The sequence below is a fragment of the Bacteroides sp. 1_1_14 genome, assembly GCF_000162515.1.
GTDB classification, from domain to species: Bacteria; Bacteroidota; Bacteroidia; order Bacteroidales; family Bacteroidaceae; genus Bacteroides; species Bacteroides thetaiotaomicron.
The window spans coordinates 421,548-436,311 of record NZ_GG774702.1 but is presented as its reverse complement, the minus strand read 5'-3'; the positions used below and the strand labels follow the sequence as shown (position 1 = coordinate 436,311).

11 protein-coding genes are annotated in these 14,764 nt (G+C 42.6%); 3 read left to right on the top strand and 8 right to left on the bottom strand.

Annotation, left to right across the window (positions count from 1 at the left end; all coding sequences use genetic code 11):
* Positions 1 to 822: BT4734/BF3469 family protein (locus tag HMPREF9007_RS22625; protein ID WP_008759828.1), on the bottom strand; the 822-nt coding region annotated here is incomplete at its 3' end.
* A gap of 411 nt (positions 823 to 1,233) precedes the next feature.
* Between HMPREF9007_RS22625 and HMPREF9007_RS22630 the strand changes: the two genes are divergently transcribed.
* Positions 1,234 to 1,845: an HU family DNA-binding protein gene (locus HMPREF9007_RS22630; RefSeq protein ID WP_008759827.1), complete on the top strand. Its 612-nt coding sequence runs from the start codon at positions 1,234 to 1,236 to the stop codon at positions 1,843 to 1,845.
* 129 nt (positions 1,846 to 1,974) lie between these two features.
* Here HMPREF9007_RS22630 and HMPREF9007_RS22635 read toward each other — a convergent pair whose 3' ends face one another.
* The 7 genes from HMPREF9007_RS22635 to HMPREF9007_RS22660 form a co-directional block, all read right to left on the bottom strand.
* The gene (locus HMPREF9007_RS22635; protein ID WP_008759826.1) at positions 1,975 to 4,071 is read right to left on the bottom strand and encodes a beta-galactosidase; all 2,097 of its coding nucleotides are present in this window, start codon (positions 4,069 to 4,071) and stop codon (positions 1,975 to 1,977) included.
* 28 nt (positions 4,072 to 4,099) lie between these two features.
* Positions 4,100 to 5,761 (bottom strand): glycoside hydrolase family protein, encoded by a 1,662-nt coding sequence (locus HMPREF9007_RS22640; RefSeq protein WP_008759825.1) that lies wholly within the window; start codon positions 5,759 to 5,761, stop codon positions 4,100 to 4,102.
* 216 nt (positions 5,762 to 5,977) lie between these two features.
* On the bottom strand, positions 5,978 to 6,658 hold the full coding sequence (locus tag HMPREF9007_RS22645; RefSeq protein ID WP_008759824.1) for an SGNH/GDSL hydrolase family protein: 681 nt from the start codon (positions 6,656 to 6,658) through the stop codon (positions 5,978 to 5,980).
* Positions 6,659 to 6,795: 137 nt separating this feature from the next.
* Complete coding sequence (locus HMPREF9007_RS27395) at positions 6,796 to 7,044, bottom strand: DUF4982 domain-containing protein (RefSeq protein WP_277754603.1); 249 nt, start codon at positions 7,042 to 7,044, stop codon at positions 6,796 to 6,798.
* Positions 7,041 to 8,840 carry a glycoside hydrolase family 2 TIM barrel-domain containing protein gene (locus HMPREF9007_RS22650; protein ID WP_277754602.1) on the bottom strand — a complete coding sequence of 600 codons (1,800 nt, stop codon included), beginning with the start codon at positions 8,838 to 8,840 and terminating at the stop codon, positions 7,041 to 7,043. The genes HMPREF9007_RS27395 and HMPREF9007_RS22650 overlap by 4 nt, the downstream gene beginning before the upstream one ends.
* A gap of 35 nt (positions 8,841 to 8,875) precedes the next feature.
* Positions 8,876 to 10,426 carry a glycoside hydrolase family 28 protein gene (locus HMPREF9007_RS22655; RefSeq protein ID WP_008759823.1) on the bottom strand — a complete coding sequence of 517 codons (1,551 nt, stop codon included), beginning with the start codon at positions 10,424 to 10,426 and terminating at the stop codon, positions 8,876 to 8,878.
* A gap of 32 nt (positions 10,427 to 10,458) precedes the next feature.
* Positions 10,459 to 11,151 carry an SGNH/GDSL hydrolase family protein gene (locus tag HMPREF9007_RS22660; protein WP_032850043.1) on the bottom strand — a complete coding sequence of 231 codons (693 nt, stop codon included), beginning with the start codon at positions 11,149 to 11,151 and terminating at the stop codon, positions 10,459 to 10,461.
* Between the two features lie 242 nt (positions 11,152 to 11,393).
* On the opposite strand from HMPREF9007_RS22660, the gene HMPREF9007_RS22665 reads away from it, so the two are divergent.
* Both HMPREF9007_RS22665 and HMPREF9007_RS22670 read left to right on the top strand, forming a co-directional pair.
* A complete protein-coding gene (locus HMPREF9007_RS22665) occupies positions 11,394 to 12,977 on the top strand; it encodes an alpha-galactosidase (protein WP_008759821.1) in 1,584 nt (527 codons plus the stop codon).
* A gap of 13 nt (positions 12,978 to 12,990) precedes the next feature.
* Positions 12,991 to 14,763, top strand: coding sequence for an alpha-L-rhamnosidase C-terminal domain-containing protein (locus HMPREF9007_RS22670; RefSeq protein ID WP_008759820.1), 1,773 nt, complete (start codon positions 12,991 to 12,993; stop codon positions 14,761 to 14,763).
* Position 14,764: the final 1 nt, after the last annotated feature.

Sequence of the window (14,764 nt, the reverse complement as noted above, 5' to 3'; positions counted from 1 at the left end):
CTCTTCCGGAATACCGGAAAGGAAACAATTTTCCGCCAACCGAACTACCAGGGGCTGCAAATCATCATTCCGCCGCCACCCCTCTTCCATCGACTGAAAAGTCTTTCGCAAAGCAGCCTCATACATCAATGCCAGCGCATCTTCCGTATCATATCCCGGAACGGCACGATTCAACGGAGACTTTTCTGGGGTCAGCTTCTCCTGATAATTCATTTCTTTCGGCATCCCGAAGGGCTGAGAAAGATAAAACGGCACGGAATTTTCCCGATAGAAAGGTTCGGGATCGTGACTCAGCCGTGAATATTGCTCCAAAACCGGCTCTTTCAACTGAATATCAAAGGGGATTTGCGGCTGATAACATTTCACCGCCAAACGATACGCATGTGCCTGAAAAATTTCAGCTTCTTCCTGCGTCTGCGGTAACGTACCGTCCGGACGGGTAAAAAGAGTCCATATCTTCACGGAATTTCCACTTGATCCCATATATGCAAACATAGTCTGCGGCAATTCAGCCGCTTTCTTCTTGACCATCTCCACTTCTACTTTTCCCGCCAACGGACCTACAGTCAGTTCCACGATGCCATTATATACTTTCATCCGCTTCACGCCATTCACACGTCCGAAAACGGCAGCGGGTATTACTTTGGGAAGTTTCCCAGCAAAACTGCAAGATTCTCCGGGTAAAACATAATGCAGGGCTTGGCGCAATCCGGTCACCGGACGGGGCTTAATCTCTGTTTTTATCTTCTCTATCAACAAGTTAAAATCTAATACACTTAATGCTTCGACTCCATCTTTCTCCCTGATTTGTGTTATCTTCATTACTTTTCTTAAATATTTATATATATCCTTCAAAGGTAGGCATAAAAACAATAGCAGACAATCTTTCTATTCATTATTATTACAGATTATTTATCCGCCTTTCCATTCTTTCGGAAGCTCCTTGAATTAATAGTAAATAAAACGTTCATTAAGTTGTTTAGAAGCTTAGATTAATGTATCTTTGTAGTGATAAGAAATCGTTTTACGTACATGGTCCCATCGGTCCACGTATGTGAACTATTGGGTTCACGTACATAGTCCGAACAGTTCACGTACGTGGAACGAAAACGTGAAACAGACAAAATATATTAGTCGAGCCTTGTCTACATGTTAAGGTTACTAGTGTTTGTACTAACACACGCGGTATCAATTGAGTAACAATCCTATTAACCAACAAAAACAAGTGACGCTATGGCAGCAGATTATGACTTTCGGCGAAAACCGAATGAAAAGGGAGACGGAGAAGTACAGCCTCTGTATCCCCGAATTGTATCCAAAGGAACCATTGACAGCAAACGGTTATTTCGTGAAATAGCCGAAGCCTCTTCTTTCACCGAGGGAGATTTGGCAGGTATCATGGTAGCTTTTCAAGAGAAGGTATCCTATTATTTAAGTGAGGGGTATCATGTGAAACTGGGAGAAATCGGATATTTCTCCTCTAGTTTGAAAGCACGTCCGGTGATGGACAAGAAAGAGATCCGTTCAGTCTCTATCTCTTTCGACAACGTAAATTTCAGAGCTACTCCCTGGTTTCGACGACGTAGTTCGGGGACGGTGACCCGTGCCAAATTCGGATTTCAAGAATCATCAAACTTGCCGGAAGAGACACGCCGTTCCCGACTGGAAGCCTTTTTAGCAAAGAATCACTTCATCACTCGCAAAGAATACTCTCAGATTACGGGTTTATTAAAGGGAAAAGCACAACGGGAATTGAATCTTCTGCTAGAAAACGGGGTTCTTAACACTCGTGGATATGGGAACCGAATTGTATATCTAAAATCTGATAATCAGGACATTAAATAGAAATCACACAAAATAAAGGTGATAATAGAACCGGGATAAATGTTCTATTATCACCCTATTATCACCATCTATTGTCACCCGTTTTTCATTGATAATGACCCGGTTAGTTCCACAAAGTGACAAGTGACATTAAAAAGCATCATTAAACTCCAGTGTATGACGCTCAATAACTTCTACCGAATCGAGCCCAAGCATATAGTCACCTTTGGTCGCCTCAATCATAGCTTTTTGTTCTTTCTGGAAGTAGACAGGGGCATCTTTACGTAAAGGTAAAATCTTTAGTTCCACCTTCTTGCCGACGAGATCTGCCATACGAACCCACATCTCCTTTCCATTCCAGAAGTTATCTGCTACAAGCCTGCCATCAGCATACACACGGGCCACATCACCCCGATAATTTATACGGAGAAAAAGATTATCATAATTATTCATTCCAAATGTATCATAATTAATAGTGTATACCGCAGCTTTTGCAAAATCCTCTTCTACAGGTTGCGCAGCCACTGCCTGACGACCCATGGGGACAACACGGGGAGCATCCGCTTTTTTCACTTCCGTGACTGTGGCAGCAATGACAGGAGACTTTGTCCATACCTCCTCCACAATGCATGAATCACTCTTATACAGAATACCGCCATTCTTGGCATAAAGCAGTTTACCGTCAATTTTATAGGCAGTCTTTGCCTTTTCGTATGAGAGCACACAGACATTGAGCTTGCCCGCCTTCTGCTGCTTGTTAAGTTTACAAGTATAGGCCTTGCCGTCAACGGAGATTTGAGGCTTTTTACCCTTTATTTCGATGAAATAGATAAGGTCATCCACTTTGCAGAACGGTTCTACAGTAGTCCAGTCAATGGTTGCTCCCCCAGTCCGATAGTCTTTAAAAGTGACATGGGACGTCCCGCTCTCATTCTTGATACGCACATAGTCATTATAGAATTCGAAAGCACCCCGGCGGGCATAATGCCTGCTTAATGAGTCAACATTCATCTGCAAGAGTTCACTGCCCCAGTCTGTCAACATCTGATGGATAAAACGTCCTTCATGAAAGGGAGTCTCGAATACTTGTCCCACTTCGCCAAGAGGAGCCTGAAAATCATAGGTCATATGAGGCAGGTCATTATGATTAGTACCCGGAGAGGCTTGCGTTTCTCCCATAGTGTGAAGAGGATTGTATGGATTGGTGCCACCATGATACATATAGTATCCCGGAAGATTGGAGCCACTACCCAGCTTGCATATAACCAGCGGTTTAAGCTCCCTTCCATTGATATTTATCCGACGATGATACGCCGGCATCATACCACCGCCCAACTCACAAGTAAAATAGGGATATGACAATTTTGAACTGAGAGAGGGGGAATCTTCCGACAATTCCTCCTTAGAGAATGTCTCTGTGGCAATAGCACTACTCATGCGTTTGTCTCTCATAATGAAAGCATCGGCATAACTGCCCGGCATATCCTCCAGTTTCCGGTCCCAGAATCCGTCGGCATAGTCACCATAAAGCGGCAACAGCTGCCCGAAAATCTCTTTTCCCCGAAGCGCAGGCCAACCGGTACGTGTATAGAACGGGACATCAAATCCCGCTTTCACAGCAATATTTTTCAATGACTCCAGATAATCCCAAGGACCGCGACTTTCGTTCTCGATCTGCACTCCGACCACAGGACCGCCATCTTTCCACAAAAGTCCGTTAACCTGAGCAAAAATAGTATTATAAAGCTTCGTACAATCTTCAAGGAATCCGGGAGTACGGGCACGTATCTTATACTTAGGATTCTGCCCGGCTTTCTCATGTACCCATGAAGGAATTCCGCCTTGATACACTTCTCCATGACAGAAAGGACCAAGACGCAACACCAGCATCACATTTTCTTCTGCACAGATCCGGACGAAGCGGCGCAGATTATGATTGCCGCTCCAGTTCCATTTTCCCTCTTCCGGTTCATGGTGAATCCAGAAGATATATGTAGAAATGATATTGATACCACCAGCCTTCATTTTACGGATTTCACGGCGCCATTCCGACTCCGGCACGCGGGAATAGTGAATCTCGCCCATGACGGGAATGATATGCTTGCCGTCAAGGATAAGCCCCTTGCTATCCACCAGAAGAGTTTTGCCTTCGGGTGTTGCGGATGTCCCAAACCGGAAAGTGTTCTGCGCTGAGGAGATTGACAACGACAGTACAAACATCAATAAAAATGTGATCTTCTTTTTCATGGTAATCGTTCAATTGTTAGTCTTTCAATTATTCAACTACCTTCCGATTCAAACGGAAGGTAGAGAGCACTTTCTTGCCGGCATAAATAGTCACAAGGAAGTTATAGTCCTCACCTTTTTCAAAATCAGCCTTTGTCGCAAAGCGGATGTCAGCTTTTTCATAGGGTTTCAAGGCAGGTACGGCAGCAGAAGCTACTTTTATCATTTTGCCTTCTTTCTTATACTCTATCTTGACTGAAGCCTTTTGTGAGCTAACTTGTCCGAAGTTCTGTAGTTCAATATTTCCGTTCCAGCCTTTTTGCGATTCAGAGAATACAGGAGCACGCGCAGAAAGAATCGGTTCCACATAATCAACATACGGCAAACGCGCATATCCGTAAAGCATCTTTCCGTTTTTATATCTGCCTATCAATTTAGGAGCAAATTCTTTCTCTGTAATCCCATTTCCTTTTCCGTCGAAAGTAATGATCAGGTCATTTCCGTCATTCTCTGTTTTCAATACCTTACTTCCTCTGCCATAATTCACTTCTTCGGAAGCGCCAAAACGCAAAGAGCTGATATCCATATCAGTTTGTGGATGAAAACCTTCTTCAGCCTGTACTTTCAGCCGGATAGTCTTAGTACCGGCAGTAATGGGCTTATCATTCAACACTGTCAGCAATAGTCCCGGATTCAATGGAATACTGATATTCTTTGAACTGTGATTATCAAATGGCTTATCTTCATGTTTCAAAGTATCAATAACCGCAAAATTAGCCTGAATAGCACGACCGTACTTATCTTGATACATTTTCAGACGTTCATACTTGAACCAGCCTTCAGAATGTCCGTCCTCGTGTACGGCAACTCCCGGCATGTAGGCCTCTCCCGGATCAGTTACCCAATTGACTCCGTCCTTTGAACGAAGATAAAAGGCAATACGGCCCAACCAGTCATTGACAATCAGATGATACTGGATATGATCGCGCCAAATGACAGGGTCTTCAAACCGTCCTTTCACATCCGGATAAACACGACGGTCTGTCAACTGGTTATATTCCGACAAGCCATCCTGACTGATCCAGATTCCACCGCCACGACAGACCATTACATATGAACTGTCTTCCCGTTGGGCAAACGAAAGGTTGGACAATCCTTCTATGATTCTACGATCGCGCGCATTGAAGTCGAATTTTCCATATTCCCATTTTCCGTTGATATCATCCGCAACATAACGGCCGTCTATGACATACAAAACATATCGGCCGTCTTTTGCCTGAAACATCTCCGGATTATGTCCTTTTCCGATGATATTAACCGGTTTGAACGGACCGGTCAGATTATCACTCACAGTATTGAACACCCATGAATTTCTCCACTCCATGTGTCCTTTAGGAGAAGCTTCCAGCCATCCGCAAACCATCAGATGATATTTACCGTCTTCTCCTTTCCGGATATTTCCACCCCAATAGGACCAGACACGGTCTTCAATACCATTATCAACATAACGCGGTCGCACATCGGAGGTTCCCCATGTGTCGGATGACAGTTGATTGCCTTTTATCGGCAGAAAACGATCCATAAACCGGGCACCTTTCACCAGTTGACTCCACTCTTTGGGACGTTCGCGTTCTGTTACTTGAGAGAAAGTGGATTTACCCACAAGTAGCAACATTACCATTAATACTAATTTAAGATTTTTTCCGTACATGTTTTTCTTCTGTTAGTTAGTTTGATAGTTCGTTAGATTTATACTATAGTATTACGACAAAAGTAAGGTAATCCTTTCTTAGTGAAGAATAACAAACAGGGAAAAAGGCACGTAATGCTTTACGTAAATAATACGAACATATCATGTCTGACAAAAATGCTTGATACACTTTCAATAAATGCCAATAAAGTTTTAATGGCTTTATGAAAATGTAGCCTATTTAGTACAATACCTTTTTATCTGATCGCAAATCTGTTCCATCCCCTTGACTGAAGGATGGCCACTTTGTTTATCTATATTGTATAATTCAATGCAATCTATATCATAGTGTTTACAAATGGTTCTGACTGCCTCATTAAATTCTTCTTTCAAATCGGAATTCAATAGAAAATAGATTTCGACATTAGGATAACGATTAATCATATGGTCGAGCATATAAGCCATAGCAGGGCGAAACTGATACAAGTCCTCCTTTGTCCATCCTTCATATTTATATTCACCAAGCGGAGCACCTGCCCAACAGTCATTCGTTGCACCAAAAATAAAAATAATATCCGGACATCCCAGTTCATCCATACGAGTTATAAAGGAACGGTCGGAATAATCTGCTTTACGATATCCTGTATTACAAATGGTAGCTCCCGAAAAGGAATTATTGACACAAAGCCGATAATCATTTTCTCTGATCAATTGATGCCACCAAGTTTGACGTACAGAGACAACGTCAGTCTTATGTCTTGGAAGGGTATAATACCATATACTATTTGTATCAGGTTGCAGATAACCTTCAAATGTGGAATAGGAATCACCCAAAATAGAAACGGCTTTTTTACTTTGGGCAAAGTTGAAACTACTGCACAGGATGATTATGAGCAAAAATACACAGAACTTTTTCATCTTTCGCTTATTACTATTTATTATTTTTATCAATCAAAAATGGAACTGTCGGTACCCCCTCCAAGTTCACTAAATTAAGAGATGATAAACAACTACTTTGTCTTTATCATTTATATCTGCTACGGTAAGGTGAAATCCTACTTCAAATACCAGACACAAGTGTCTTCAATCACACCAGCTTTGGATTTTCCTTCCACCCGAATCCGGTTTTCCCCTTTACTTAAAGTCACATTCTGCCACACTACACGATGAAGAGAGTCACTCTTCTGTTTACCTATTTTCTTTCCATTTACATATAGTGTATTTTCACGAAGATTACTATAAACCTTCACCTGAACACTCGCTTCCGGACGTTTGGTGAACCGACGGCTTGTTATATAAATCATTGGTTCCGTGCTCCAATTCGCTTTATAAAAATAGAATGCATCCTTTTTATTTTCCGGTCATAAGTGACAAGTCCTTTATCATTTATACCGGGCTTACCTCCCTCATTACGAATGGAAGACTGAAAATCGGCAAATACCCAGATGTATTTTGCCCACATATACGGGCGTTGCGCAAATGCACTCCAGTTACCTTCATGAATATAGGTCTGCCCTTCCTCCGGATGGAATTGCCCACTTGGCTTTACATCATTTTCCTTCATCGAAAAGTGATGCTCCACATTAGCCCCACCGCCATATTCCGATATAGCCACAGGCTTTCCATCGGAAGCTGCTTTCGCTTTATCAAAGAAATTGCCGGCTGTTTCGGGAGCATTGCGGCTACCATACCATCCTATATACTTATTCCATGCCATAAGGTCGGAACAGTTCTGATAGAATTTAGGATCATCACAACTGGCTAAGGTAGTCAGTCGGGACGGATCGATTTCTTTATAAAGCTCATGCAATTCACGGGCAAACGGTTCGGCATTATCATAATTGGTTCTTATCTCATTAAAGATACCCCAGAAACATATGGAAGGATGATTGTACTTCTGATAAACCAACTCTTTCAAAACTTGCCGGGCATGTTCTTTAAGTCCGTCGGTGTTGATAAATCCACAAAAATCATATCCACCGGGACCTACCATCGGTATTTCGGTCCACAATACGATTCCATTCTCATCCGAAAGATGATAGATAGATTCCGAATGAGGATAATGAACTAACCGTAACGATGTCGCACCGGATTCCTTGACTAATTCCATATCCCGCTCATGATCTTCTGCGGACAATGCACTACCTTTGCCTTCTACCTCTTCGTGCAGGCAAAAACCGTATAAATCAAGGTATTTACCATTCAAAAAGAAGCCTTTATCAGCATCTACTGAAAAATAGCGCAAACCGGTTCGCTGTTCTACCCGGTCTATCACTTTACCATTATCCAGTAATTCGACTATCACCTTATATAAATGGGGATTCTGTTTGGCATTCCATAATACAGGATGCTCAATCACAAACGGCTGCTTTACGTTTTCAGTGGTTACATTCTGCTCTATATTCTGTGAAATAATATTTCCCTTGGCATCTTCAATCGTAGTCCGGACTTTTAATCCTTGCTTCTTTCCTCTAAGTGAAAGCATTGTCTCCACCGTTATTTGAGCTTGCTTTTCCGACACTTTATCCTGATGTATAAAGACACCGGGGGAAGCATAAAACAAAGGTGAAATACAGTCCTGCTCCGTCACCAGCAAATGACAAGGGCGATGAATACCACCGTATATATTGAAATCACCACTGATAGGCAGAATTTCCGGATTGTATGCGTTAGTCACCCATACTTCCAGTTTATTAATACCCTGTTTTGCATAATCTGTCACTTCCATACAAAATGCCGTATATCCTCCTTTATGCGATCCTACGGATTTATTATTCACCAAAACAGTGGCCGATGAATTCACTCCTTCGAAATAAAGGAAAAGCCGTTTGTCCTTCATATCCGGGGTTATTTCAAGATCACGTCTATATACCATCATTTCCCTGTTGTAGGAGCGGGTACCCGGTATATAATTGGCATTCCATGTATGAGGGACAGTTACTTGCTTCATAGAAGATTTTAATCCCGTATCACTGACAGGCCTATATCCCCATCCCTTATCCAGCAAGATAAAAGTACGCGGATTATCATCAGCTTTAGCAACCAAAGACACTAAGACGCCTCCCAGCAAGAACAAAAAAAAGATAGTGCGTTGTAACATAGATATTAAATTTAAAATGAATATAATCCTTTTTCTCAATACTCTTTCACCAAACAACGAATCAACCGAGGTTCTTCCGTCAAGTCACCTTGCGTTTTTATTTTTACTTTTCCGCCCGGCAGCTGGAAATGTGCTTGCTCAAAGAGAACATCGCGTCCATCGTTAATAAAGATGGAAGGGTTTTTACTCTGAATGGTTATGTTCTTCAACGTAAAACCTTTCACATCTGTCATCCGTATCAGTTTATTGGTCTTCCCCACTAAATTTTCTATCAGATTATTTTCTGCCGGGGTCTCCGGAATACCGTTTAAGTCTATAAAATAGGAGGCTGATTCAACAATGATATCACGGATGGTAATATTCTTGAAAGACGGAGTCAAAGGTGTTATGGGACGAGCCGGCAAACGCTTTGCCAAATCGCCGACATGCTTTTCTTCACCTAACATATCCCACCAGAAAGCAGCACCGGTAAGATTCATCCGAATACGTTCGAAAGTCAGATTCTCGCCCCCGCCACCACGACTACGACGGGTTTTAAAACGCAATCCACTTTTAGTGCCTGTAAATACACAATCATGTACATAGAGATTGCGAATCATCGCAGCTGTCTCACTTCCGCAAACAATGCCTCCCCATCCTCTTTTGGCAAGACAATAACGTATTACTATATTCTCAGAGGGTTTATTGACACGGATTCCATCTTCTCCGCGTCCGGACTTCATCGTAAAACAGTCGTCTCCACAATCCAGCGAACAATACTCTATCAGTACATTTCGTGTAGACTCGATATCAATGCCATCTGTACGCCCATGTCCGTGAGAGTCTACCGTCGCACCACGTATAATCACTCCATCGCAATATACAGGAACTATATTCCAAAAAAGTGACCGCTCCAGTGTAACTCCTTCGATTAATACATTCTTGCAGTTTGTCGGAGAAACAAACAGAGGGAGAAAGACTGAACGTCCTTTTTTACCATCTGCAATACGTTCTTTTACATCCGGATATTGCTCTACATATTTCTCTATCGACTCATAACATTGTCGTTTCCATATTTCACAGTCGGTAGTCGGAGCTACCAGCTTTCCATGACCGGTCAGAGCTATATTCTCCTGATTATTAGCATAGACCAAAGCTCCTAATGAATAGACTTCCACTCCTTCAAAACGAGTCAGGACAACAGGCAGATAATCGTTTATATTTCCACTAAAATGCAGTTCGGCTCCCTCTTCCAAATGCAGATTTACATTACTCTTCAACTCTATGCGACCCGTTTTCCAAATACCGGCAGGTATGACCACTTTTCCTCCTCCGTCACGACTGACTTTATCTATCGCCTTCTGGATCGCTTTCGTAACCATTTTCTCAGGTTTGGCGCCTGTTTCCACAATAGAACACACAACATCTTTAAAGACCGGACGATTCATTTCGGGCATAGCGAAAGGAGCCTGTACAGTTGCAATATCTTCCGTTGTATGTTCAGGACCTACCTGCTTCTGCAGGGGGATATAATCGCGTGTTTGTGAATAGGCCAACCAAACGGTTGATACCAACAGCAGAATACAAAATAATCTTTTATTCATCATATTAAAATTAAAGAGGACTATTTTCTTTTAGATTAATATTGCAGCAGAAAACTCTCGGCAACTTTCAAAAAACGGTCATGTCCTTTACTGTTCAGATGCGCTGTATCAGTATTATTCTTGCTTTTCTGGAAATAGATTCTTCTGAAAGTATCATTATCGGCATAGATGCTTCCTTTTCTTGCGCAATCAAAAATAGGAATACTATAATTGCCGCAGACTTCAATCATCGCATCCACTACTTTCTCCGAGTCACTTCCTTTAAAGTTTTTGCAGTTCCAGCGGGTAAAGAAAAAGATTTTCGCTGTCGGATATTTCTCGACTAAGCCTTTGCACAGAATTTCCATTTTATCTTTGAAGTTATCAATACCTCCGATAGAGTCCAGTTTAAATGCATCATTATGTCCGCCAATGACAATGACATAATCGAGGCTATCCGCCATCTCCGCATATCGCAGATACATCGCTTTTCCCCATCGCGGGCTGGAATAAGCTATGCTATTCCCATTCTTTCCATAATTAAAATACTCCATACCGTGCTTCTTTGCAAACTTATAATGCCATGTGTTCTCAAACGGCTCTTTATGATTTCTCACATAGCTGTCACCTATTACTCCGATCCGCTTGCCGTTAAGTTCGTCAGCAAGCGCTATACCAGTCTGTGCTTTCCCATCCAATACGGACAACGCACAAACGATTAACAATAAAAAGATTTTTAAATGTGTCATCACTTTATGTATTTTTCATTTGCTAGCAAAGATAAGGGTAGTTGTAATGTCAGTACATGTAAATTCATACGTTTTCCATTAAATTCATACACTTTTCATGCTTTAATCCGGTTTTTACGCCCCAATTCTCCAATAAATGGACGATTTTCCATCTTTCTATACTTATTTGCCATTGGAGCAAGTTACGACTTTGCATATCTTTGCCAAGAAAGTTATCCATTTCTACAAAAGACTACAAACGTATGAAAAAACATCTGATTGCCTGGGGCATTTTATCTACCATGTTTATGGCAAATACTTTTGCCCAAAAAGACATCGACCGTCCTATTATGGGATGGAGTTCATGGAACACCTATCATGTAAATATCAGTGAAGAATTGATAAAACAGCAAGCTGACGCATTAATCAAACACGGACTGAAAGAGGCAGGCTACAACTATATCAATATAGATGACGGCTTCTTCGGGCATCGGGACGAAACGGGGAAAATGCATCCGCATCCCGACCGTTTTCCCAACGGGATGAAAGTGGTTTCAGACTATATCCATTCGCTGGGACTAAAAGCCGGAATTTACTCGGATGCAGGAGACAACACCTGCGGATCTATCTATGACAACGACGCAAACGGAGTGGGCTCCGGACTATACGGCCATGAACAGCAGGATATGGATTTATATCTTAAAGAATGGAACTATGATTTTATCAAGATCGATTATTGTGGCGGACGCGAACTGGGGCTGGATGAAGAAAAGCGCTACAGCACGATTTGCCAGGCTATAGCCAATACAGGAAGAACGGATGTATCTATCAATATCTGCCGATGGGCTTTTCCCGGTACCTGGGCAAAACGACTGGCACGTTCCTGGCGTATCAGTCCTGACATCCGTCCCAGATGGAATTCAGTAAAAGGTATTATAGAAAAGAACTTATATCTTTCCGCCTATGCTACCGACGGACATTACAACGACATGGATATGCTAGAAATCGGGCGTGGACTGAAACCCAACGAAGAAGAGGTCCATTTTGGAATGTGGTGCATCATGAGTTCTCCCCTGCTGATCGGATGTGACATGAATACGATTCCCGATTTCTCATTGAAGCTACTGAAAAACAAAGAACTGATCGCACTGAATCAGGATGTATTAGGACTTCAGGCACACGTCGTTCAACATGAAAATAAAAGCTATGTACTGGTAAAGGACATCGAACAGAAACGCGGACTGACAAGAGCGGTAGCATTGTATAACCCTTCCGACCAGCCATGTGACTTTATCGTTCCTTTTGAAACCCTTGAACTGGGTGGTAACGTAAAAGTACGGGACTTAATCAAACAGAAAGATCTTGGAAAAATGAAAGGAGAAATACGGCAGACTGTTCAGCCACACAGCGTAATGATATACAAAATGGAAGCTGAAAAACGACTGGAACCCGTATCTTATGAGGCTGAATGGGCATATCTTCCCTGCTACGACGATCTGGGAAAGAAATCCAAACCAATTGTTTATGTACCTGCCTCCGATTGTTCCGGCAGAATGAAAATATCCCGACTCGGCGGCCGGGAAGAGAACTTTGCCGAATGGAGCGAAGTATACAGCGAAAAGGGAGGTAACTATGAAATGACTATTTTCTACTCTTGCGACAAAAACCGCAAACTGGAAGTTTCTGTCAATGGAACGAAAACAGTACTCAAAGATTTGAACAGTAACAATGAAGTGAAATCTGTGACTATTCCTGTCAGCTTAAAACAAGGTTACAATACGGTGCAAATGGGAAATAACTTCGGATGGGCACCGGATATAGATCGTTTTACAGTATCCAGACAATAACTCCCTCTGATATATGAAAACAAAAAGAATACTATTAATCACCGGTATCTGTATCATGACCGAACTCGGTTTGGCGCAAAATCATCTTCCGCCAGTCTTCGGCAATGACACCACTAATATCCGCCATGACGAAATTTCACAACTCTATCTTTCTCCACGAAAGGTGGTATGGACAAGTAGCGAATCCTCTGTAAGCACCCCGAGAGTACTGCTCAAATTAAGCGACGGGCAATCGGAAATGGTTAAAGAGAATGCTTGTCGGTTACGCTCGATGCCCAATGATACCGCTGCCATCCTATTGGATTATGGGCGGGAATTACATGGAGGACTGAAACTGATATTGGGACCTTCAAACAAACGCGAACCGGCAACGATACGCATCCGCTTCGGTGAATCTGTCAGTGAGGCATGCAGCCCCATCCGATATACAGGGTGGAAAAAAGGTTTTTCCACCAATGATCATGCCATGCGGGATATTACGATGAAAATCCCTAGCAACGGACAAATTGAAATCGGCAATACAGGGTTCCGCTTCGTCCGCATCGATTTACTCCAGACAGGAGTCAATGTACATATTAAAGAGGCATCTGCCATACTACGTTACCGGGATATCCCCTATCTGGGTTCATTCCGTTGTAGTGACGAACGTCTGAACCAAATATGGATGACAGGAGCCTACACCGTGCATCTCAATATGCAGGAATATCTTTGGGATGGAATCAAACGCGACCGCCTCATTTGGTTGGGTGACATGCATCCGGAAGTTGCGACCATCATGACGGTATTTGGTGATAATGAAGTGGTGCCTAAAAGTATCGACCTCGCCTGCAAACAGTTTCCGCTACCTAAATGGCTGAATAACATGAGTGCTTACTCCATGTGGTATCTCATCATCCAATACGAATGGTATATGCACAACGGCGACATGGATTACCTGCGCAAACATCGGGATTACATAATCGGTCTCATAGATCGTATAGACGAATGTGTAGACAAGGATGGTAACGAAACCCTGGCAAAATCCCGTTTTCTGGATTGGCCATCAAGCCCCAATGAAGCAGGTGTGGAAGCCGGTTACCGGGCTTTACTTTGCTGGTCACTTGATAATGCAGAGAAGTTGTGCAATGTATTGGGAGAAAAAGAATATGCGGCAAAAAGCCTTGCTATTGCCCATCGAATTAAAAAAATAATCAAACAGCCCAACAACCTGAAACAGGCAGCTGCCCTTATGTCAATAGCCGGACTGATGTCACCTCAGAAAGCATGTAAAGATGTCATTTCGGTAGGTGGTGCCGAAGGATTCTCCACCTTCTACGGATACTACATGCTACAAGCACTTGCACAAAGTGGTGAATATCAACAGGCACTTGATATAATCCGCCAGTTCTGGGGTGGAATGCTGGACTTGGGCGCTACCACTTTCTGGGAAGATTTTAATCTGGACTGGGCACAGAATGCGGGACGTTTGGACGAATTTGTTCCGGAAGGCAAAAAGGATATCCACGGAGATTTCGGAGCATACTGTTATCCCGGATTCCGGCACAGTTTCTGTCATGGTTGGGCATCCGGACCAACACCTTGGATGACACAACATCTTTTAGGTATCGAAGTTTTGGAACCGGGATGTAAAACTTTACGGATCACTCCCAATCTTTGTGATCTGGAATGGGTAGAAGGAACATTTCCGACTCCATACGGCATCGTTTATGTGAAACATAGCAAAGGAGCAGACGGAAAAATAACCAGCGACTTGAAAGTTCCTGCCGGTATCACTGTTAAAAAATAAA